Source organism: Pseudomonas sp. UMAB-40, assembly GCF_900095275.1.
In the GTDB taxonomy this organism is placed as follows: domain Bacteria; phylum Pseudomonadota; class Gammaproteobacteria; order Pseudomonadales; family Pseudomonadaceae; genus Aquipseudomonas; species Aquipseudomonas mandelii_B.
The window spans coordinates 101,220-121,901 of record NZ_LT607574.1 but is presented as its reverse complement, the minus strand read 5'-3'; the positions used below and the strand labels follow the sequence as shown (position 1 = coordinate 121,901).

The window sequence follows — 20,682 nt, the reverse complement described above, 5'->3', positions numbered from 1 at the left end:
GTTTCAACCAGTTCCTGCTGTTCATCGGCAACTCGGTGATCGCCTTGCTGCTGGCGACCTTGCTGAGTTTCTGGACCCTGGGCATCGCCCAAGGCTTCAGCCGCGAATCGATCCTCAGGTTCACCAACGAATGCCTGGCGCCAACCGCCAGCATCACTTTGCTGGTCGGCGCCGGCGGCGGTTTGAACCGGATTCTGGTGGATGCTGGGGTCACCGATCAGATCGTCAGCCTGGCCCACGAATTTCACCTGTCGCCGCTGATCATGGGTTGGCTGTTTGCGGCGTTGATGAGGATCGCCACTGGCTCCGCCACCGTGGCCATGACCACCGCTTCGGGCATCGTCGCGCCGGTAGCCATCGGTCTGGGATACCCACACCCGGAGTTGCTGGTGCTGGCGACCGGTGCCGGGTCAGTTATCTTTTCCCACGTCAACGACGGCGGCTTCTGGTTGATCAAGGAATACTTCAACATGACCGTTGCCCAGACCTTCAAGACCTGGACCGTGCTCGAGACCATTATTTCGGTGGTGGCTTTCGCGCTGACGGTGGGTCTTTCTTACTTGATTTAACCGAACACTCCGATCGCTTTCCTCAAGGCTCATGGTCACCCATTGAGCGCGTCATCGTGCGCGCCGCATTTGGGTGCCAAGGGCGGAGAGCGGTCGCCAAACAGTCAAAAAAACAAAAAAACACCCTGGAGCTCCGTATGTTCAAGCACGCAATCCCCACCGCATTCTTGTTGGCCACAGGTTCGATGTGCGCACAGGCAGCCGACACCCCCAGCCACGGTTTTCTCGAAGACAGCAAAGCCAGCCTGTCGATGCGCACCTTGTATTTCAACAGCGACAACCGCGACGGCGCCGCCGAGCCCTCGAAAACCGAGGAAGCGGCGCAGGGGTTTGTGCTGCGCTATGAATCCGGGTTTACCCAAGGCACCGTTGGATTCGGGGTCGATGCCCAGGCGCTGCTCGGGGTTACGCTGGACAGCGGCACCGGGCGCCACAACGGCAGCGGCATGATCCCGACCGAGGGCGACGGCGCGGCGGATGCCTGGAGCAGCTTTGGCCCGACGGCGAAGATGCGCATCTCAAAAACCGAATTCCGCTACGGCACGTTGCTGCCAAAATTGCCGATCCTGATCTCGAACGATGCCCGGGTATTACCGCAATCGTTCACCGGTGCGCAGATCACTTCGAACGACATCGATGGCCTGATGTTGACCAGTGGTGTGCTTGAACACGCAGTGGGTCGTGCCTCGACTGACCGCACCGGACTGTCGGTGGCGGGCAGCACCCAGGACAGCAACAAGTTCTACTTCGCCGGGGGTGACTACAACGTCACCAAGGACCTGAAGGCGCAGTATTACTTCGCGCAGATGGAAGACTTCTACAACCAGAACTTCTTCGGCCTGACGCATGTGCTGCCGATCGACGGCAAAAGCTCCTTCACCACTGACTTGCGTTATTTCCGCACCACGTCGACCGGTGCCAACAGTTCAGCCGCAGGCAGGGCGCAGGGTTATCGGGTGTCGGGTTACACCGAGGACAACAATGGTGAGATCGACAACAACACTTGGGTGGCGATGGTCACCTATGCCAACAATGGTCATGCGGTGTCGCTGGGGCATCAGCAGGTGGGTGATGGCAGCAACTTTGTTCAGCCGAACCAGGGCAGCCTGATTGATAAGGGGGCGGGTGGTGGTAGCGTTTACTTGCCGACGGATCGGATGATCCAGAGCTTTGCCCGTGCGGGCGAGGAGACTAATTTCGGGCAGTACAGCTATGATTTCGCGCCGTTGGGGGTGCCGGGGTTGAAGGCGACGATCGTGTATCTGAAGGGGACCGGGATCAAGGCGCAAAACGCGGGGGATCAGTCTGAGTGGGAGCGTGATATGACGCTGGATTACGTATTGCAATCGGGGTCGCTGAAGGGGCTTGGGTTTAGTTTGCGTAATGGTAAGTCGAACACGGATGCGGGGCGGAATGTGGATCAGAATCGGTTCATCATTAACTACACGTTGTCGTTGTTGTAACCCTTTTTGGGGGCATATCCATTTCTGCGGTAACGGCCACTGACGGTTCCGCTCTTACAGCGGGTTACTTGGAAGAGCGCCAAGTAACCAAGCGCTTTCGCCCCTGACGTCCGGTGCCTCGCTGTGGCTCGGCATGCCCTCGCTCCGGTCCTGCTCCGTGGGCCCGCCGCCATCGGCCATCCATGGCCGGGGGCGGCTACCGCGGCATCCTTGCCGCGGTGCCCACTGCGCAGAACCTCCGCTCGGCCTTCCGACGGGGCAGATCAAGATCAAAAGCCAGATCAAAAGCCAGATCCAGATCCAGATCCAACCTCACTCCTGTGGAAGCGAGCCTGCTCGCGATAACGGTCTTGCATCCGCCATTGATAGCGACTGACACGGCCGCTTCGCGAGCAGGATCGCGCCCAAAAAAAGCAGATCATCACTCCGTTGGAACTCCCCATCACCCCCTTCGTCATCTGCAGTGAGGGAGGCTGTACTCACTGCGAACTCCCGGAACGCTTGATGACAGACAGAAGGCGAGGGATGACATGAATCCCTTGTCGGTCTCACCAGACTGCAGTGTGCAAGGCGAGAGGAGAATCGATGGACAGACACCTGAAGTTTGGCATTGAAGAGGAATACTTCATCACGGACCTGGCCACCCGGCGCATGGCCGAGAATCCTTCCGTTGCTTCGATTGAAGCGTGTCAGGTGGTGCTCGGCGATTGTTTCGCGCATGAGATGTTCAGGGGGCAGATTGAAGTCGCGTCGCCCATCTTCACCCGCGTCGCGCAAGCAGCGGAGTACCTGTTTTCTGCGCGCACAAGGTTGCGGCAAACGCTCAAAGGGTACGGGCTGGGACTGCTCAGTGCCGGCAGCCACCCGTTGGCCGATTGGCGTTTGCAGCACGCCACCGACCACCCTCATTTTGTTCAACTGTTTGAAGACTACCAGCGCGTGGCAAGGCGCAGCGTGCTGTCCGGCCTGCACGTGCATGTTGAAGTGCCTGGGCATGTGGACCGTATTCAGGTGATGAACGAAGTCTTGCCGTGGATGCCGTTGCTGTTGGCACTCAGCACTTCTTCACCTTTCTGGGACGGCGCCGATAGCGGCTTCATGAGCTACCGGCAAACGGCGTGTGATGAGTGGCCACGGATGGGCATTCCGGAGTTCTTCGAAGATCAAAGCGCCTATAACGCCTACGTCGCCATGCTGATCCGCACCGGTACCATCAAGCAGGCGGGCGATTGCTGGTGGGGTTTACGCCCCGCCGCGAAGTACCCGACGCTGGAGATGCGCATGACGGACGCCTGTCCGCGCCTGGATGACGTCTTGTGCATTGCCTCTTTGTTTCGCTTGCTGGTGGCCCATGCCATTGACCAACCCCGCCCGGGATTGAGCTATTCGCAAGTGTCGCAATGGATCCTCAAGGAAAATCGGTGGCGGGCGAAACGGTCCGGCATCCACGCAGCCTTCATCGTTGAAGGCTACGATCGGCCGTTCTCTGCCGAGCAATGGCTGTTCAGGGCGCAGCAGATTCTGGGGGACACGGCGCAGAAGATGGGCGTGGAGGATGTGTTCGTCCAGGCCCGCCGGATTCTCCGCGACGGCACCAGTGCGGACCGGCAGCGGAGCGTCTATGCGCGAGCCGTGCGTGGGGGAGAGGGTGTTGACGCCGCGCTGTCGCAAGTCGTGGATCAGTTGCTGCTGGAAACGTCGCAAGCGTCGTGCATCAGTGAAATGGCGCTCACCTAAGACAATCTCCAGCCGAACAAGCCCCTCACCGCAGGAGGCTTGCTCGGCTGAAGACCAGCGCGCAGCTATTTCAGCCCTGCAACGGCGGTGTCCGGGGCGGGATCATTCGTTTGCTGCCGGCCGACTCAAACGCCGAAGCAAAGCGCAGCAGCGCTGAATCGTCATAGGCACGACCGGCAAAGGTCAGCCCGACCGGCATTCCGATATCCGGCATGACGCCCATCGGCACCGTCACCGTCGGCACACCGAGGTGGCGGATGGCGAGGTTGCCGTTGGCGACCCACACACCGTTGCTCCACGCGATGTCCGCCGACTGCGGATCGACATCGGCATTCGCCGGTCCGACGTCGGCCACTGTCGGGAACAACACCGCATCGAGATTCAGTCGATCCATCCAGTCTTCCAGGTCGATTCGACGCGTCTCTTCCAGCCCGCGCAGGCCGTCCGGCAGGGTGGTGATCTGGTCCCACGGCGTGATGCCACGCTCGGCCATCTTCACGTATTCGTCCATGCCGGCGGCGAGCTCGTCTTCGCGATTGGGCAGGGTGCCCGGGTCGTGCGGGAAGATCAGCGGCCCGTCGACATCGGCCAGGCGGTGCAGTTTCGGATCACCGTTGGCTCGCAGAAAATCATCGAACGCCCAGGCCGACAGGTCCCACAGCTCATGGTGCAGGAACTCCTTGGACACCAGGCCGCGGGTGAACACGGTCGGTGCGCCCGGACGATCGCCTTCGCAATTGGAGACCAGCGGGAAGTCGACTTCGACCACCTCGGCACCGGCGGTTTCGAGTGCCTGGCGGGCCTCTTCCCAGAGACCGATCACGCTAGGACGGGTGTTGATTTTCTGCCCCGTCGGGCCACCGATGCCCGGCGCCTCGCTGGTGCCCGCGTCAGGGTCCGCGTTGATGTACATGCGCGGCACGCCGAAGCGTTTTCCAGCGAGTGCATCGGTGGTCGCGGCCAGCCCGGCGTAGGACGCGGGGCGCACCGAAGCGACGCTCGGAATCGGCACCCAGGGTTGCAGCCGCCACAGATCGCCGCGAGTGTCGGGGTCTTCCGCCACCACCACGTCGAGCACCTCAAGCAGGTCGGCCATGGTTCGCGCGTAGGGCACGACCACGTCCATCGTCGGTGTCAGCGGCCAGTTGCCGCGCACCGAGATCACCCCGCGCGAAGGCGTATAGGCGCACAAGCCATTGTTCGAGGCCGGACCGCGTCCGCTCGACCAGGTTTCTTCGGCGAGGCCGAAGGCCGCGAAACTGGCGGCGGTTGCAGTCCCGGCACCGTTCGATGAGCCCGACGCAAAAGGCGCCGTCAGGTAGTCAGCGTTGTACGGGCTCTCGGCACGGCCATAGACCCCGCGCTGCATGCCGCCATTGGCCATCGGCGGCATGTTGGTCTTGCCCAGGCAGATCGCCCCGGCGGCGCGCAGCCGTTCGATGGTGAAGGCATCGCGATAGGCAATCAGGTCTTTGAAGGCCGGACTGCCAGAGGCCGCGGTGAGGCCTTTCACCAGGTAACTGTCCTTGGCCGTGTAGGGAATGCCATCCAGCGGGCCGAGCGTTTCGCCCTTGGCCCGACGGGCATCGGACGCCTGCGCTTCGTTGAGCGCCTCGGGGTTGCGAACCACCACCGCGTTGAGCGCGGTGGGCGTGTCGGGGCCGTCGTAGGCGTCGATCCTGGCAAGGTAGGCCTGGACCAACTCAACCGCCGTGGTCTGGCCAGACGCCAGCGCCGCACGTAATTGGGCAATGGACACTTCGGTGACTTCGATCATGCTGTTACCACTGACGGCTGAGGGGGGAGGAGGTGAAGGTTGGCCGCTTGCCGGGTCTTGGGCTCAGGGGCATCACGTGTCTCAAAAGGGGTGTTCATATCGATTTCTCGTTGCACGGCAATACGCGACAGGGTCTGGACTTGAAACCTGGGCCGCCTATTTAGCACCAAGGCGGGCGCAGAAGGAAACGCTGAAACGGTTTATGCCTGTCACAAAGCTTCCTGTTCCAGCCATTCCAGGAACTCGGAAAAGCCGCTTGAGCGCTTCACCCGCTTTGGATAGACCAGCGTATAACGTCCGCCGGTGACGATTCGGCCGGCATGCACCCGCGTCAGTTGCTGGGTGAGCAACTCATCGCGTGTGAGCACGGCGTCGACGAGCGCGATGCCCTGACCACATTTCACCGCGACGATTGCGGACTCCAGCGTATCGAACGTCAGATGCGCGTTATCGGCCCCGGTCGAGCCCGGGTAATACTCTTCCCAGCGGCGCCAGTCCAGGCGATCCATGCTTGAGTCCACCAGGCGCCCGGTCTTCAGCACCTCTTCGGGGGTCGTCCCGACAAGCAATGCCGGCGAACACACCGGAATCAGCTCCTCTTCCCACAACTCCAGCGCTTCGAAGTCGGGCCAGGTGGCGGTTCCGTAGGCGATCATGGCGTCGATCGATTCGAACGCAAAGTCGGGAAATCGGTGATACACCGTGTCGACGCTGACGGTCACCTCCGGGTGCACGGAATAAAACGCCGTCAGCCGTGGAATCAGCCAGCGCGCCGCCATCGTCGGGTGCGCGCGCAGGCTGACACTTCGTCCCACGGTGGCGAGCATGTGCGAGGCATCCGACAGCAGGCCGATGACCTGCTCCGCCACCGGCACCAGCGACCGGCCTTCGGCGGTGAGCACGATTTTGCGCGTGTGCCGCTCGAACAGACGGTTGTCTAGGCGCGTCTCCAGCTGCGCAATCTGCCGACTCACCGCGCTCTGGCTCAGGTTGAGCTGCTCACCGGCCTTGCCAAAGTTGCCGGTCTTGGCAACCGTCAGGAACGCCTGCAAAAGCTCGATGGATGGCAGTTGGCGGCTCATGTGTCTATGCGCTCCTCGCATGGGATTAATGCAGATACATCACTGTAACTTCAGATGATCGAGGCACATTCTTAGCCGAAATAACAACACGGCGCTACGCGTCATTTCCAACCTGGCGGTCCACCTCATGAACACTCCAGCAGCGGCATTTGCCAAGGTCTCGGCAACCAGGGACGACCTCCTGCCTCGTGAAGTCGACGTGGCGATCATCGGCGGTGGCCTGATGGGGTGTGCGTGCGCGTACTACCTCAGCAAAGCGGGCGCCAAGGTGCTGGTACTCGAAAAAAGCCTGCTGGCGGGGCAGCAATCGTCCCGTGCCTGGGGCTTCGTTCGCCAGCAATCGCGTGACGAGGCCGAAGTGCCGCTGATGCAAGCCAGCATCGAGCTCTGGCGCTCGTTGGAGCACGAACTTCAGACCGACCTGGGATGGCGCAACGACGGCTGTCTGTTCGTTGCGGGCAATGAGGTCGAACGTGACGGATACGAATCGTGGCTGACGGTGGCGCGCAGCTTTTCGCTCGACACCGTGATGCTGTCGCCGCGTGAAGTAGTGAAGAAACTGCCGGGTTACGCGGTCCCCCAACTGGGCGGTTTGTTTACCGCCAGCGACGGTCAGGCGGAACCCACGCTGGTGGCTCGCGCCTATGCAATGCGTGCCCGTGAACTGGGCGCGCACATCGTCGAACAGTGCGGCGCCAAAGGCATCGATGTCGCCGCCGGCCAGGTCGTCGGCGTTGAAACCGAGCGCGGCTACGTGAAGGCGAAAACGGTGGTGTGCGCCGCTGGAGCGACGACGTTCCGCCTGCTGAAGATGCTCGGCATCTCCCTGCCGCAGCAGTTGGTCAGGGGCACGGTGGCGCGGACCACGGCCGGCCCGACGCTGAGCGGCATCTCTACGATCGCCAACGGCGTGGGCTTTCGGCAACGGCTCGATGGCAGCTTCAACATCGCCGACGACGCCCATGTCGATGTCGACATGACGCTGGGCCATCTGCGCGCCCTCCATTGGTATGCGCCTTCGCTGTGGGCGCAGCGCAAGTCGTTTCGCTTTCACTTGAACGGTGCGTGCCTGACGGACCTGCACCAGCGCATGCCGTGGTCGGAAGCGTCGCGGCTCGGCGCGGGCATTCACCAGCGCAATCCGCTTATCCACCCCAATGAGAAGGGGTTGGGAACTGCCATGCACGCGTTAAAGGCCGCGTTCCCCGGGCAGGTGAATACGCAGATCGCCGACCGATGGGCAGGCGCTATCGATGTCTTGCCGGATGGCATTCCTGTCATCGATGCGCAAACGTCGCCACGGGGCCTGGCGGTGGCCACCGGATTCTGCGGCCACGGCTTTGCCATGGGCCCGATCACAGGCAAGACCCTGGCTGACTGGATCAACTCTGGCAACCCGGGCCTGGACATGCGTCAGCTGCGTCTGTCGCGATTCGCCGAGGGCGACGTCAAGCCGCCGTCTTCGCTGTTCTAGTCGATACCCACGAACCAACGCGCACGCGCCTTCCGGGGGAAACACCGTGAAACGACCTCTGACACCCGACATCTACTACGATCCAGCGTCGCTGGCAGGCAAAGCACCGCCGATCAGCGACGAGACCGATATTCTCATCGTCGGCGCGGGCCCGGCGGGGCTCGCGGCCGCCTTGACCGCCGCAGGGCAGGGCCTGCGCGTGACGCTGGTGGACGAAAACCCGGTGCCCCTCGAAACCATGGGCGAAGAGGTGCCGCTGCACTTCGGTGGCCGCATGGGCGCCGGGGTCGCTAACCGCAACAGCGTGCTGCAGACGCTGCTCGATGCCCGCCCGGAGATCGTCGAAGCGCTGGAAGCCGGGGTCGACGTGCGGCTCGGCACGGCGGTCTGGGGCCTGTTTCCCCAGCAACGCACCACGGCGTGGATCGAGGGCGCGGTCGCCGGCCTCGCCGATGACGAAAACGCCTGGCTGCTGCGCTTCAAGCAGGTGATCGTCGCCGCCGGAAGGCGCGACATGGGCCTCGCCTTCGATGGTTGGCATCGCCCTGGCGTCATGGGCGTCAGCGCTGCGCATCGGTTGGCGACGGTTTACGAGGCGCTGGATTGCAAGCGCGCGGTGCTGGTCGGCAGCGACACGCAAGCCCTGGCATCGGCCCACGCGCTGATCGGCAAGGGCGTGCATATCGTGGCAATCATTGAACAGGCCGCACAGGTGAGCGGTGATCCAACGCTCCTCGGGTTGCTGGTCGAGCAGGGCGCTCAGGTGTTGACGGGGCATGTCGTTCGCGAGGCGGCCGGGGATGCTTTCGGCGTCACGCACATTACGGCGGTCACTGTCGACGCGTCCGGTAGCCCCGTTGGCGGAGCTCTGACCGAGATCGAGTGCGACACGGTGCTGCTGGGCGTGGCGGCGATTCCAGCGATCGAACTGGTCGAAGCCGCGGGGTGCAGCACCTCATTTCAGGCCGACCGCGGCGGCCACGTCACCGACACGGACGCTGCACAGCGCACCTCGTTGCCGTTTGTTCTGGTGGCGGGCGATTGCGCCGGTGTCTGGGCCTCGAAAAGCCTCGATGACACGATTGCCCGGCGCGAAGGGCGGATCGCCGCATACGCCGCGCTGTCGGCGTTGGGAGTCGACCTTGCTCAGAACGACAAGGCGTCGGTGCCCGACGAACCGGTCTGTGATGTGGCTGCCAATCGCGAGGCCTGGGTGCGCGCGTCCACCGTTCATGCACAGAACGAAACCTTCGTTTGCCTGTGCGAAGAGGTCACGGCCAGCGAAATTCTCGGACAGCAACCGCCGCGCTATCTCGACTGGACACCCGCTGACGCCACCTTGCAAAACACCATGAAAAACGACTCGCCCAACCCGGACGTGACCAAGCGTCTCACCCGTGCCTGCATGGGACCGTGCCAGGGACGTCGTTGCCGCGAACAGGTGGCGGCCTTGCTCGGCATTGGCGCCGGGTTGAGTGTCGGCGAGATTGCGCTGGCCTCGTTTCGTCCGCCGGTTCGTCCGCTGTCACTGCGACAGATCGGCCAGGTCGAGGAAGCGCCACCGATGCATAGCCGCTGGGATGCCTGGTTTGACATGCCGTCACAGTGGACGCCGTTCTGGTTGTGCACCGGCCAGCCAACCGTCGCCAGGCGTCCACTGGATGTCGTCGATCACTTGAACCCGCCGCAGAACGAGGGCTGACACCATGCACGCAGTCAAGAAATCGTCCAACCGTGCGTCCGTCGTCATCGTCGGTGGCGGCGTGACCGGATTGAGCGCCGCCTGGTGGCTCGCGCGTGAGGGCGTCGATGTGCTGGTCCTCGATGCCCACCTGATTGGCTGGGGCGCCTCGGGCCGTAATGGCGGCGGATGCTCGCATCACCACAGCCCGCTGTTTCTCGAAGAGCAGCGGCTCTGGCCGATGATGGACGAACTGCTCGGCTACCCGACCGAATATCGCCCGGACCGCATCAGTATCGATCTCACCGAACACCAGTTGTCACTCGACAAAAAAGTCGTGGACGAAGCCCAGTATTATGGGTTGCGTGTTGACCTCCTGGACCCTCAGGAGGTGCGGGAACTCGTGCCCTTCGCCGGCGACAACGTATTGGCGGGCTATTACTACCATTTCGGCGGCCACGCCAATCCACACCGGACCCTGCAAGCCTATGCATGGGCGCTGCAAAATCTTGGCGGCCGGGTGCTCGAGCACACGCCTGTCGTCGCCATCGAGCGCCAAGGCGACCGCGTGACGGGCGTGCGCACGGCTCAAGGCTTGATCGCCTGCGACCACCTGGTGATTGCCGCCGGCCCGCATACCGGTGAACTGGCGGCCCAACTGGGCGTCGACATTCCGCTGGTCACTGCTCGCGCGGAGATGATCGTGACCGAACCGCTGCCGTTACTGGCGGTGGGGGGCGTGGATGGCAACGGTTTGTATGGCCGGCAGACCCTGCGCGGCAACCTGGCCTATGGGGGCGGCCCGCACGAATGGGTCGAGCTCGCGGATCTGCGTGGCACACGTCCGCAGTCGACGCCCCTGCAATGCAACATCGCCAAACGACTGGCCGAGCTGTTCCCCAAAATCGCTCACAAACGGGTGATTCGCAGTTGGGCAGGGTTCATCGAAAACACGCCGGACGGTCGCCCCGTCATCGACCGTCCCGCGGCGCTGGATAACCTCACCGTCGCGACGATGTCCGGTGTCGGTTTCGGGCTCTCGCCGGCGAGCGGCCACGCCATTCGCGATCTCGTTGTCGACGGCGAGTGCAGCTTCGCTGACCTGTCGACCTTTTCGCTCTCTCGTTTTGCGAGCCTGGAATCGGACTGGCAAGCGATCCAGGGGTGGCTACCGTTGCCGGTGCCCCAGGCGTAGAAAGGCTGTTTTGTACTGATGTTGAATCGTTTTATTTGCAACCATCCTCCTGAAAAAAAAGGATCGACCATGAAACGAATATTTCGCAATCTGGCTTTGCTGGCCTCCATCGGCCTGACGTTGAGTGCCTTGACCGCTCCGGCCGGCGCAACAGAAGACAAGCTGCGTTTCGGCGTTGCCGCCGAACCGTATCCGCCGTTCCTCGTCAAGACGCCCACCGGGCAATACACCGGTTTCGAGCCCGACCTGATCCGCGCGCTCTGCGAGCAGATGAAAGCCGAGTGCGAGATCAAGGAAGTGGCCTGGGACGGCATCATTCCGGCCCTGCTCGCCAACAAGTTCGACGTGCTCTTCAACTCAATGGGCATCAGCCCGGAACGGCAGAAAGTCATCGCGTTCTCGCGTCCGTACTACGAGACCACGGGGATCTTTGTCGCGGCGAAGGACGTCAACCTGACGCTGACACCGGAAGGTCTGGCCGGTAAATCCATCGGTGTGCAGGGCTCGACCACCAACGCAGAGTTCATCCAGACCGCATACGGCAAGGCATCGAACATCCGCATTTACACCACGCAGGATGACTGCAACGCCGATCTGTTGGCGGGCCGTATCGACGTCATGTTCCTCGACAAGCTCGGCGACATCGATTTCCTCAAGTCCCAGGACGGGTTGGCCTACGAGGAGAAAGGCATCGGCAGCGTCAAGATGGACCCCTTGCTCTATGGCCTGGGTATCGGCGCAGGCCTGCGCAAGAGTGACACCGCACTCAAGGCGCGAATCGATCAGGCGCTCACGCAATTGCATGACTCGGGCAAGTACACGCAAATTTCGCAGAAGTACTTTCCGGTGGATCTCTGGCCACACTGAAACCTGGTCAACGGAAAGCAACTGGGGGATTTGATTCAACGACCGGTCGCTGCATTTTCCAGTGCGGCGACCACCTGTTTCTCGATGTCTTGCTCATCCATCCCGCGACCGAAATGCTTGAGGTAGCGGCCCTGGCTGTCGAGTAGAAACAGGATTGTCGAGTGGTCCATCATGTACTGGTCCGGCTTGTCCCCGGACGGCACTTTCTTGTAATACACGTGATAAGCGTCGGTGATGCGCACGATGTCTTGCGCCGAACCGGTCAGCCCGACGAAGTCTTTGGCGAAGTAGCCCACGTACTCCTTGAGTTTTTTCGGCGTGTCACGTTCCGGGTCGATGGTGACGAAAACCGGTCGCACCGTGATGCCTTTGTCTTTTTGCAGTTGCCGACTGATACGGGCCATTTTCGCCAGGTCAGTAGGGCAAATGGCCGGGCAGGTCATGAACCCGAAGTACAGCAACGCCGGTTGGCCAAAGCTGCGTTCGGTGACCCGCTGGCCATTCTGGTTGGTCAGTTGAAACGGCCCGCCGATGTCGGTACGGGCCGCCGCCGTGACGTCGCTCGCCAACCCCATCAGCAGCAAAAGGCCTGCCACGCGTAGGCTGTTCATCGCTCAATACCCTCCCGAATAAGTCAACGCCAGCCCGACCAGTTCCGACATTTGGCCGTCCTCTTTCTGGGTGCCGGCGGACAGCCCGAGCTTGATCTGGCCGGTGATGTTGTAGGTCAGGCTCAGTTCGTTGAGGTAATCCTGGTGATCCGCGCCCCCGGTCGATTCGCGATGCTTGTCGGTGCGGGTTGCGCCAAGGGCCCAGTCGCCGAAATCGAACGTCAGCGAGGTGGTGAGGTAACGGGTGTCATTGCCTTTGATGCCATCTTCATTGTCGACATCGGCGAATTCGATGAAGGGCACGATATCGAAGTAGCGCCCCGCCAGCGTCGGCTCCAGGTCGGTGCTCGGCGCGTAGGCCCAGATGTAGCGGGCGGAGGCGATCTTGATGGTTTCATCGTCTTCACCCGGTGGATTGGCTTGCGTCTCGTCCTCGGCCTTTTTGTTGAACATGTAGCCGAACTGCGTTTCCAGATAAGGCACCGCCGGAATCGCCAGCCAGTTCACCGTCACCGCATAGGAGTCGAGCTTCCCGGTGTTCGAAGGACCACCGTCGCTGCGTTGGAGCTTCTCGCCATGGCGCAGGTAAGGTCGGCCGAGAAACGAATTGTCGGCGGTGTAGACACTGACGTTGGGTTCGATCATGCCCAGGCGTTGATCGAAAAACCGATACGCCACCGTGCCGCCGAGCATGCCGTCGAGGTCGTAGGTGCTGACGTAATCATTGGTGTAGAGGCCGGGTGCCTGGTCCTGGGCGCGGCCGAACGGCACGTGGTACTTGCCGACACTGAAGGCCGAGTTGGCGTTGTTCTGGTAATAGTTGAGGTCGTTGATCACCAGTCCCACGTCTTCAAAAAAACGTTTCTGCCCAGGTTCCGGCCCCGCGATGGGGTTGATCTCGGTGGAAAACCGGATCTGCTGGTCGTGGGTGAAACGGAAGTAAAACGTGGTGTTGATGTCCGGGTAGGCATCCGTGCTGTTGCGATTGCCGCCCTGGGGCGAATCGGCATGCACGTGGTCATATTGAAACGTCGCGTCGTAATCCATGCCGACGTTGGGGTATTGCCCGTCATCGGCCAGCGTCGATTCAACGGCACACACCGATCCCACCAGCAAAACAGCCAAGCGATAATTGCTCATGGCGCCCCCCTTTTACTTGATGAGCGGCTTGATCGGCGGGCTGGACGCTTTCGGGTCCTGTCCGGTGTTGCGCAGGTAGGAGCACAACTGGTTGTTTTCACCGTACAGCCCGCCCAGGGGTTCGAGCTTGACCGCCTGCTCGTAGTCCTCGGGCTTGACCACCTGGATTGCCTGCATCATGCCGCCGTCCTCGTGTTCGAGGATGTGGCAGTGGTAGACAAACTTGCCGAGGATCACCGGATCGCGAAACGGAATTCGCACGGTGATTGAGCCCGTGGCGGGGATGAACACATTGTCCCGGTAGCCGCTGAACTGCACCGGTTTGCCATTGATTTCGGTGACCTGGAAGTCCACCTGGTGAATATGAAACTGGTGCAATTCCTGGGACGGGTTGAACAGGCGCCACTCTTCCACATCGCCGAGCTTGACCGTGGTGTTGACCCGGTCCAGTTCGAAGCGGGTGCCGTTGATCAAGAACGCGGTGGAGTCGGTGTCCGAATCCTGGAAGGCGAACTGACGCGTCTTGTTCACCGCGATCTTGCTGAAGTCCTCTGCCGGCGGATAGGCGCTGGTGATCTGCCGGGTCGCGACCCGTTCACCGCTGGAGCGCAACACCGCCAGTTTGGCCGCCGGGTAGTCATCGCCGGCCGGGCCGGTATTGCCGGAGCCTGTTTCGACTTCGTAGGTGCCTGCCGGTGGCCCGACCACCAACACGCTGAACCGCGCCGATGGCCCGATCAGCACCTGATCGGCGTCGACCCGGCGCGTAACGGTATTGCCATCGCGCGACAACACCTGCACCGACTGACCGTTGATGCGAATCCTAAAATACTGGTTCGCCGCAATATTGATGAAATGCCAGAGCTGGGTTTCGCCGGGCTTGATGTCGATGATCGGCACTTCCTGGCCGTTGACCGTGCGAATCGACGGCGCGCTGGTGATGATCTCGCTGGCGACTTTACCCGTCAGGGTTTTCTGAAAGTTACGCAGGACCAGCACTTGTTCCTTGATGCCCTTGAGTTCGGGAAACGGATCGAGCATGCCGTCGACGAGGATCGGTCCGGCGATCCCGGCGGACACCTGACGCTGGGAGCCACCATGGAAATGGCTGTGATACCAGTAGGCGCCAGGGCTGTGATTGAGGGGCAGCTTGACGTTGTAGTCGCCGACCTGATGGGGCTGGGTCACGCGAAAAATATTGTCGCCCTGATCCAGGGGCGACACCTGCATGCCGTGGAAATGCAGGTTGGTGATTTCGTCCATGCGGTTATCCAGGCGGATCGCCATGGTGCCGCCCGGTCGCGTGCGAATCAGCGGCGAATCGTAGTCGCCGTTGAACACCAGCGAAACATAACGCTCGTTCCCGACGTTGACCTGCTGTTCGGCCGCCGTCAGCGTGGCGTGGGTCACGCCGCTGGCATCGTAGGTGAATTCGGGATTCTGGCGCAGTGATTGTGACGCAGGCTCAGCGGACTGCTGTGTCGCACAACCGGTCAATGAAAGCGCCAATACGCTCGCGCAGAATGCAAAGGGGCGGACGCTGAAAGCTCTGGGCATGATCGCGACCTTCGATGGCTTGGCAAGGAACTGCGTGGCGCAGTGCGCCTGTGCGTTGCCGAAGGGTGATCAGAAGACACCGCGAAAATGCTCAAGGCCACGTCCTGCATGGCGTTGAGAGGTTTGCGCGCAACTTTTCGCAGTTTAGAACAGTTCTCGTTACGCGCAAGTTTTCGGATCCAGGGAGCAGCGTCCAAATGATGAACAGCACGTTTCTATCAGCATCAAAGGTCTTTTTTCGCCTCCTCATCGAGATGATGACCTTCCTTATGTCGTTCTTTATCCAGTTTCTTCGCTTCTTTATCGATGTCTTTGCCGTCTCGGTCGACATCTTTGTCCACATCACGAACGTCCTCTCTGACGTCTTTCGCAACGTCTCCTTCGGCGGTCGCGATGCCCATATGAGCAATCAGGGCTGCTCCAAGCAGTGATGTAACGAGAATTGCTTTGAGGAATCGCATTTGATGGCTTCTTTTCGTCCACGCCGCGTTGTCATTCAAAGAGGAAAAAGTAGGCGGTTTCGCCCGATATTTCCAACCCGCTGGTCTGTGTTCGACTGGCTTGAATCATCGCGCCGGTTATCTGATTTCCCGGGGCGCAGAATGCCGATTTTGGCTTCTGGGTTACGCTGAACCTGACCAGATCAATGGCCTTGTTTTCCATTCAATACACGTACTAAGTCAATGATCCTGCTCGGCCACGCCAATGAGCATGACCGCTAATCTCATCTGCAATGACGAGGTGGCTCGATGATTTCCGAACGAAACACCACGCTGGATGACGACATCTGTGTCCACATATTCGCCTCATCCGGGGCGATGGTAGGGGTCTGCCTCACCGTTGTCGGGATTCTTCGGGTGGTGATCAACGTCAGGCAGGAGGACGTTATCGGGCAGAACCTGTTGGCGATCAACGCGATCGTTTATTTGACGACGAGCCTGATTGCCTATTGGGCGCTACGGACCCGCAAGGCCAAGCGCAATTATCAACTGGAGCGAATTGCCGACGGCCTGTTTTTGCTCGGGCTGACCTTGACCACCATAACAACAGGGTTCATCACGTTTGCCATGTCGACAGCGTGAGGCAGGGGCGGATTCAGAGGAGACGCAACATGGACCGATTCACCGGCGGCTGCCTGTGCGGCAATGTTCGAATCGAAGCGTCAGGACGGCCCTACCGTGTCGGCGTTTGTCACTGTCTCGATTGCCGCAAGCATCATGGGGCTCTTTTCAATGCCAGCGCGATCTTCCCTCAGGAGGCAGTGAAGATCGAGGGCGAAACACGCGACTACGCCGGGCGGCATTTTTGTCCGCGCTGCGGTTCGTCCGTTTTTGCACGCACCGCCGACGAAATCGAAGTGAACCTGGGATCCCTCGATGCCCCTGATCAACTGACGCCAACCTACGAAAGCTGGATGGTGCGTCGCGAGTCCTGGTTGCCGGCGTTTGCGCTCATCAGACACTACAAGCACGACCGTGAGGGGACGGGGCGTTTGGAGGAGTAGGCCGTTCTGCGAAAGCAGTCAGGTCTTGACCCAGCGTTGACGGCTCCAGCTGCTCAATGAATCGACGGCGAACACCAGTAGCAACATGGCCAGGATCACCGTGCTGGCTTGAGCTTCCTGGAACAGGCTGAGGCTGACATACAGCATTTGTCCCAAACCACCGGCGCCGACGAAGCCGAGCACACTGGCCATGCGGATATTGTTTTCCCAGCGGTACAGGATGTAGGCCAGCAACTGCGGCAACAGGTTGGGCAATGTGCCGTAACAGAACGCCCACACGGCATTGCCACCCTGCAGGCGGATGGCGTCGGCCGGTTCGGGCGGGGTGTTTTCCAGTGCTTCGGCAAACAGCCGGCCGAGTACGCCGGTGGTGTGCAGGGCCAAGGCGAGGGTGCCGGCATTGGGGCCCAGTCCGGCGGCCAGCACCATCAGCGCCGCCCACACCAGTTCCGGGACCGCACGCAAGGCATTGAGGACCAGACGCGACGCACTCTGCAACGGCCAGCCGAAACGCCCGGCCGCGGGCAATGCCAACAGCAGACCGAACACCGCCGCGAGCAGGGTGCCCAAGGCGGACATGGCAATGGTTTCCAGCGCGCCGTGACCGATGGCTTGCAGATGACCCGCGCTCAGGTCCGGGCTGAGGAAACGCTGCACATAGGCAGCCATCTGCTTCAGGTTTCCGGCGCCGCCGAGTTCGCCGAGGTCGATGCCCAGGTAGATGAACGAGGCGACTACCGCGGCGCCAATGCCCAGGACCAGCGCCAGGTTGATCAGGCGATTCATGTCAGCCTCCAGCGCAGCAGGCGACTGAGTTGATCGGCGAGCAGCACCAGGACGAGGAACGTCAGTAACAAACTGGCCACTTCCCCCCCGGCGAACATGCGTAACGACAGATCCATTTGCTGACCCAGACCGCCGGCACCGACGAAGCCCATCACCACCGAGGCGCGGATCGCGCACTCCCAGCGGTACACCGTGTACGACAGCAGCTCCGCCGCGACATTGGGCAAGATCCCGTAGCAAAACGCTGCCAGTCGACCGCTGCCTGAACGCAGTAACGCATGGGCCGGTCGCTGGTCGACCGACTCGAAAATTTCTGCGTAGACCTTGCCCAACATGCCGCTGTAGGTAATCGCAATGGCCAATACCCCGGCGGTCGGGCCGAGGCCGACGGCGCGCACGAACAGCAGGGCCCAGACGATCTCCGGCACGCTGCGCAGAAAGATCAGCAAACCGCGTACCGGCCAACGCAGCAGTTGGCCGCCGAAGCTTGGGCGACCTGCACGGGAGGCTGCCGACAGCGACAGGGCGCGACTGGCCAGCAGGCTGGCAGGGACGGCCAACAGCAACGCCAAGGCCATGCCGGCCGTGGCGATGGCCAAGGTCTGCAGCGTGGCTTGCAACAGCAGCTCGATGAACTCGGCGTCATGGGCCGGAGGCCAGAAGGCGGAGACAAACCGGCCCATCTCGCTCTGACTGTCACTCGCGACTAAAACGCCGAGGTCCAATTCGCTGAAGTGGATGCCCGGCCACAGCAGGGCGATCGCCAACAGGCTGAGGAGCAAACGGGGCAGGGCGGCGGGGTCGCGGGCGGCAGGCGTCAGCATCGGGGAATCTGCACACTCAAGGACACGGGAGGCACCGGCGAGGAGTGCAGCTGCTCGTTGGCGTAGAGCTTGTCGAGCAGCTCGCGGTCGACGTCGCTGGCCGCAAGGTCGAACAGGATCTGCCCGTCACGCAGGCCGATGATCCGCGAAAAGTGCGCCAGGGCCAGCTCCACCGCATGCAGGCTGGCGACCAAGGTGACGTTGTGCTCCCGGGCATGGCGGCAGAGCACCGAAAGCGTGTGTTCGGCCAGCACCGGGTCCATCGCCGAAACCGGCTCATCGGCCAGCAACACCTCGGGCGCTTGATACAACACGCGGGCAATGCCCACCCGCTGGAGCTGTCCGCCGGACAGTTGCTGGCATTGGGCGAATAGTTTGTCGCTCAGGTCGAGCCTGGCCAGTGCAGCGCGGGCGCCCGGAATATCCAGCGGATGCACCAGGTTCAGCAGGCTCTTGCCCAGGCCCCATTGCCCCAACTTTCCGGCCAGCACCGCGGTGACCACACGCTGGCGCGGTGGCAGGGGCGGCGACTGATGGATCAGACCGATGCGTGCGCGCAAACGCTGGCGCTGCCGGGCAGACAGCTGCCACGCGCGCTCGCCGAGCACCTGCAACTCGCCGTTGTCCGGTGGCAAAGCGGTGGCCAGCAGGTTGAGCAGGCTCGACTTGCCGGCGCCGGACGGGCCGATGACGGCAACCTGCTCGCCTGCACCGATGTGCAGATCCACGTCTCGCAATGCCTGGACGCCGTTGGCGTGAGTCAGGCTGGCCTGGGTCAGACGTAATGTCATTTCAGCAGATCGGCGGCGCGTGCGGCTTCCTCGATGCCTTTGTAGTTATCAGGACTGGTTTCGATGAACCGGCTGGCCGCCTGCAAATCGAGGATTTCCTTGTCCTTCGGGTTGGCCGGATCGAGTGCGAGGAAGGCGGCCTTGATCTTCGCCGCCAGCGCCGGGTCGAGGGTCCCGCGCACCGTCCAGTTGTAGTCGAAGTAGGCCGGGGTGGTCGCAAACACTTTGACCTTGTTGGTGTCGACCTTGCCGGCGGCGACCAGTTTTTCCCACACGCTGGCGTTCAGTACCCCGGCGTCCACCTTTCCGGCCTGGACCCAGGCGACGGTGGCGTCATGGGCGCCGGAGTAGCCGACGCGGCTGAAGTAGGTTTCAGGCTTGATGCCATCCTTGAGCATGAAATAGCGCGGCATGAGACTGCCCGACGTGGAGGACACCGAGCCGAACGCGAAGGTCTTGCCCTTCAGGTCGGCGAGGGATTTGACGTTCGGGTCGGCGGTGATGAATTTGCTGGTGAACTGGGCGTCCTGTTCGCGCTGCACCAGCGGAATGGCATTACCGGTTTTCAGACGTGCCTGCACAAACGTGAAACCGCCCAGCCAGGCCAGGTCGATGCGGTCAGTCGCCAACGCCTCGACCACCGCCGGATAGTCGCTCACGGGCACGAACTCGACCTTCATGCCCAGTTTTTCCTCCAGATAAGCGCCCAGCGGCTTGAACTTGCGCAGCAGTTCAGTAGGGGCTTCATCGGGAATCGCGCTGACTTTCAAGGTGTCGGCGGCCTGTGCCAACAGGCTGCCAAATGTCAGGGTAAGGCCAACGGCCAATGCCAGGGTACGCTTGAGCATGGAAGCTCTCCGGTGAATGAACGGAAAAATATCGATGCGCCTGGCACAAGCTGAACTTGCTTGGCGCTTTGTGAGGGTAGACGAAGCGGGGGCATATTAACCGGTTTTGACCTCGTCAATAGGCGTCGCGAAGGGCTGCACCACCATTGCTCGAACTGAACCTTGGCCACGCCGTTGGCATTTAACCGGCATTTTAATCGCTCTCATTGTTTTCTGACGCAAACAGGCCTGCGTGTACGCGTTTGGGCGAGCCCTACGTGTCCCTGTTTTTTTAGTGCCTTAAACATGTTTGGGTGCGCGTGTTTAAAGACACTCGGCGTTACGTCCTAACGGCTACAACGCCTTGCGTCGTTGCCTACGCGTGCGCCAGAATCCGCCGGCTTGTGCGGCTTTGGGGTGGGCTATATCGTTTCCTGGTCACTGAAAAACAGTGATCGGGTTTGGTAGCCCGCCTGCAAATAGCCGTATGGCAACACCTTATGCAGCCTCTTTTTTGGGGCTCGGCTTTATATGGTGGTCATGCGTGGGGCTCCTTTGTGAGCGCCGGGTTTCCTATTGCAGCCGGTCTACCAACCCGCGTATGGCCGCCACCCTCGTTTGGTAGCAAGGGTGATGGCTCCTTAAAATCTGCAATAGGAGTACAACCATGATCAAACCAACACCCAACCCACCGGACACCAATCCGGCATCGCCCTACGAATCCCTCGATTCCAGAAAACTCCACGATGCCGCCGAACGCGCCCTCGACCATTACCTAAATCCGGGCGCCCACATCA

General features: G+C 61.5%; 19 protein-coding genes and 1 pseudogene. 9 read left to right on the top strand and 11 right to left on the bottom strand.

What is annotated here, in order from left to right:
• The 3 genes and pseudogenes from K0F88_RS27745 to K0F88_RS27735 all read left to right on the top strand — a co-directional run.
• Positions 1-569 (top strand): annotated as a pseudogene (locus K0F88_RS27745) (GntP family permease); the annotation flags it as partial.
• A 137-nt stretch (positions 570-706) separates the two neighbouring features.
• Positions 707-2,032, top strand: coding sequence for an OprD family porin (locus tag K0F88_RS27740; RefSeq protein WP_094467967.1), 1,326 nt, complete (start codon positions 707-709; stop codon positions 2,030-2,032).
• A 585-nt stretch (positions 2,033-2,617) separates the two neighbouring features.
• Complete coding sequence (locus tag K0F88_RS27735; RefSeq protein WP_094467966.1) at positions 2,618-3,769, top strand: carboxylate-amine ligase; 1,152 nt, start codon at positions 2,618-2,620, stop codon at positions 3,767-3,769.
• A 70-nt stretch (positions 3,770-3,839) separates the two neighbouring features.
• On the opposite strand, the gene K0F88_RS27730 is transcribed toward K0F88_RS27735, so the two are convergent.
• Positions 3,840-5,546 carry an amidase gene (locus tag K0F88_RS27730; RefSeq protein ID WP_219097341.1) on the bottom strand — a complete coding sequence of 569 codons (1,707 nt, stop codon included), beginning with the start codon at positions 5,544-5,546 and terminating at the stop codon, positions 3,840-3,842.
• Between the two features lie 209 nt (positions 5,547-5,755).
• The gene (locus K0F88_RS27725) at positions 5,756-6,628 is read right to left on the bottom strand and encodes a LysR substrate-binding domain-containing protein (protein WP_219097340.1); all 873 of its coding nucleotides are present in this window, start codon (positions 6,626-6,628) and stop codon (positions 5,756-5,758) included.
• Between the two features lie 127 nt (positions 6,629-6,755).
• Between K0F88_RS27725 and K0F88_RS27720 the strand changes: the two genes are divergently transcribed.
• The 4 genes from K0F88_RS27720 (at position 6,756) to K0F88_RS27705 (ending at position 11,845) form a co-directional block, all read left to right on the top strand.
• A complete protein-coding gene (locus tag K0F88_RS27720) occupies positions 6,756-8,102 on the top strand; it encodes an FAD-binding oxidoreductase (RefSeq protein ID WP_219097339.1) in 1,347 nt (448 codons plus the stop codon).
• Between the two features lie 46 nt (positions 8,103-8,148).
• A complete protein-coding gene (locus tag K0F88_RS27715; RefSeq protein ID WP_219097338.1) occupies positions 8,149-9,804 on the top strand; it encodes an FAD-dependent oxidoreductase in 1,656 nt (551 codons plus the stop codon).
• A 4-nt stretch (positions 9,805-9,808) separates the two neighbouring features.
• Complete coding sequence (locus K0F88_RS27710; protein ID WP_219097337.1) at positions 9,809-10,978, top strand: FAD-binding oxidoreductase; 1,170 nt, start codon at positions 9,809-9,811, stop codon at positions 10,976-10,978.
• Between the two features lie 69 nt (positions 10,979-11,047).
• On the top strand, positions 11,048-11,845 hold the full coding sequence (locus K0F88_RS27705) for a transporter substrate-binding domain-containing protein (RefSeq protein WP_219097336.1): 798 nt from the start codon (positions 11,048-11,050) through the stop codon (positions 11,843-11,845).
• A 35-nt stretch (positions 11,846-11,880) separates the two neighbouring features.
• On the opposite strand, the gene K0F88_RS27700 is transcribed toward K0F88_RS27705, so the two are convergent.
• The 5 genes from K0F88_RS27700 to K0F88_RS27680 form a co-directional block, all read right to left on the bottom strand.
• Positions 11,881-12,456, bottom strand: coding sequence for an SCO family protein (locus K0F88_RS27700; protein ID WP_219097335.1), 576 nt, complete (start codon positions 12,454-12,456; stop codon positions 11,881-11,883).
• Between the two features lie 3 nt (positions 12,457-12,459).
• Positions 12,460-13,596, bottom strand: a complete 1,137-nt coding sequence (locus tag K0F88_RS27695) for a hypothetical protein (RefSeq protein ID WP_219097334.1) — start codon at positions 13,594-13,596, stop codon at positions 12,460-12,462.
• Positions 13,597-13,608: 12 nt separating this feature from the next.
• Positions 13,609-15,153: a multicopper oxidase family protein gene (locus tag K0F88_RS27690; protein WP_219097333.1), complete on the bottom strand. Its 1,545-nt coding sequence runs from the start codon at positions 15,151-15,153 to the stop codon at positions 13,609-13,611.
• A gap of 224 nt (positions 15,154-15,377) precedes the next feature.
• A complete protein-coding gene (locus K0F88_RS27685) occupies positions 15,378-15,614 on the bottom strand; it encodes a hypothetical protein (protein WP_219097350.1) in 237 nt (78 codons plus the stop codon).
• A 31-nt stretch (positions 15,615-15,645) separates the two neighbouring features.
• Positions 15,646-15,816 (bottom strand): hypothetical protein, encoded by a 171-nt coding sequence (locus tag K0F88_RS27680; protein ID WP_219097332.1) that lies wholly within the window; start codon positions 15,814-15,816, stop codon positions 15,646-15,648.
• An 86-nt stretch (positions 15,817-15,902) separates the two neighbouring features.
• Here K0F88_RS27680 and K0F88_RS27675 point away from each other — a divergent pair, with 86 nt between their 5' ends.
• Both K0F88_RS27675 and K0F88_RS27670 read left to right on the top strand, forming a co-directional pair.
• On the top strand, positions 15,903-16,235 hold the full coding sequence (locus tag K0F88_RS27675; RefSeq protein ID WP_257605368.1) for a hypothetical protein: 333 nt from the start codon (positions 15,903-15,905) through the stop codon (positions 16,233-16,235).
• Positions 16,236-16,264: 29 nt separating this feature from the next.
• Entirely contained in the window at positions 16,265-16,657 is a 393-nt protein-coding gene (locus tag K0F88_RS27670; RefSeq protein ID WP_094467964.1) for a GFA family protein, read from the top strand.
• An 18-nt stretch (positions 16,658-16,675) separates the two neighbouring features.
• Here K0F88_RS27670 and phnE read toward each other — a convergent pair whose 3' ends face one another.
• The 4 genes from phnE to K0F88_RS27650 are packed head-to-tail and all read right to left on the bottom strand — an operon-like array spanning position 16,676 to position 19,906.
• Positions 16,676-17,443 (bottom strand): phosphonate ABC transporter, permease protein PhnE, encoded by a 768-nt coding sequence (gene phnE, locus K0F88_RS27665; RefSeq protein ID WP_094467963.1) that lies wholly within the window; start codon positions 17,441-17,443, stop codon positions 16,676-16,678.
• Entirely contained in the window at positions 17,440-18,267 is an 828-nt protein-coding gene (locus tag K0F88_RS27660; protein ID WP_094467962.1) for an ABC transporter permease, read from the bottom strand. Before K0F88_RS27660 ends, phnE begins: the two co-directional genes overlap by 4 nt.
• On the bottom strand, positions 18,261-19,058 hold the full coding sequence (locus K0F88_RS27655; protein WP_094467961.1) for a phosphonate ABC transporter ATP-binding protein: 798 nt from the start codon (positions 19,056-19,058) through the stop codon (positions 18,261-18,263). Before K0F88_RS27655 ends, K0F88_RS27660 begins: the two co-directional genes overlap by 7 nt.
• Positions 19,055-19,906 carry a putative selenate ABC transporter substrate-binding protein gene (locus K0F88_RS27650; RefSeq protein ID WP_094467960.1) on the bottom strand — a complete coding sequence of 284 codons (852 nt, stop codon included), beginning with the start codon at positions 19,904-19,906 and terminating at the stop codon, positions 19,055-19,057. The genes K0F88_RS27655 and K0F88_RS27650 overlap by 4 nt, the downstream gene beginning before the upstream one ends.
• Positions 19,907-20,682 lie beyond the last annotated feature (776 nt).

Excerpts from the sequence above, each read along its gene's own strand:
- K0F88_RS27740 (WP_094467967.1), top strand. The coding sequence starts at position 707 with ATGTTCAAGCACGCAATCCCCACCGCATTCTTGTTGGCCACAGGTTCG.
- K0F88_RS27735 (WP_094467966.1), top strand. The coding sequence starts at position 2,618 with ATGGACAGACACCTGAAGTTTGGCATTGAAGAGGAATACTTCATCACG.
- K0F88_RS27730 (WP_219097341.1), bottom strand. The coding sequence starts at position 5,546 with ATGATCGAAGTCACCGAAGTGTCCATTGCCCAATTACGTGCGGCGCTG.
- K0F88_RS27725 (WP_219097340.1), bottom strand. The coding sequence starts at position 6,628 with ATGAGCCGCCAACTGCCATCCATCGAGCTTTTGCAGGCGTTCCTGACG.
- K0F88_RS27720 (WP_219097339.1), top strand. The coding sequence starts at position 6,756 with ATGAACACTCCAGCAGCGGCATTTGCCAAGGTCTCGGCAACCAGGGAC.
- K0F88_RS27710 (WP_219097337.1), top strand. The coding sequence starts at position 9,809 with ATGCACGCAGTCAAGAAATCGTCCAACCGTGCGTCCGTCGTCATCGTC.
- K0F88_RS27705 (WP_219097336.1), top strand. The coding sequence starts at position 11,048 with ATGAAACGAATATTTCGCAATCTGGCTTTGCTGGCCTCCATCGGCCTG.
- K0F88_RS27700 (WP_219097335.1), bottom strand. The coding sequence starts at position 12,456 with ATGAACAGCCTACGCGTGGCAGGCCTTTTGCTGCTGATGGGGTTGGCG.
- K0F88_RS27695 (WP_219097334.1), bottom strand. The coding sequence starts at position 13,596 with ATGAGCAATTATCGCTTGGCTGTTTTGCTGGTGGGATCGGTGTGTGCC.
- K0F88_RS27690 (WP_219097333.1), bottom strand. The coding sequence starts at position 15,153 with ATGCCCAGAGCTTTCAGCGTCCGCCCCTTTGCATTCTGCGCGAGCGTA.
- K0F88_RS27685 (WP_219097350.1), bottom strand. The coding sequence starts at position 15,614 with ATGCGATTCCTCAAAGCAATTCTCGTTACATCACTGCTTGGAGCAGCC.
- K0F88_RS27680 (WP_219097332.1), bottom strand. The coding sequence starts at position 15,816 with ATGGAAAACAAGGCCATTGATCTGGTCAGGTTCAGCGTAACCCAGAAG.
- K0F88_RS27675 (WP_257605368.1), top strand. The coding sequence starts at position 15,903 with ATGATTTCCGAACGAAACACCACGCTGGATGACGACATCTGTGTCCAC.
- K0F88_RS27670 (WP_094467964.1), top strand. The coding sequence starts at position 16,265 with ATGGACCGATTCACCGGCGGCTGCCTGTGCGGCAATGTTCGAATCGAA.
- phnE (WP_094467963.1), bottom strand. The coding sequence starts at position 17,443 with ATGAATCGCCTGATCAACCTGGCGCTGGTCCTGGGCATTGGCGCCGCG.
- K0F88_RS27660 (WP_094467962.1), bottom strand. The coding sequence starts at position 18,267 with ATGCTGACGCCTGCCGCCCGCGACCCCGCCGCCCTGCCCCGTTTGCTC.
- K0F88_RS27655 (WP_094467961.1), bottom strand. The coding sequence starts at position 19,058 with ATGACATTACGTCTGACCCAGGCCAGCCTGACTCACGCCAACGGCGTC.
- K0F88_RS27650 (WP_094467960.1), bottom strand. The coding sequence starts at position 19,906 with ATGCTCAAGCGTACCCTGGCATTGGCCGTTGGCCTTACCCTGACATTT.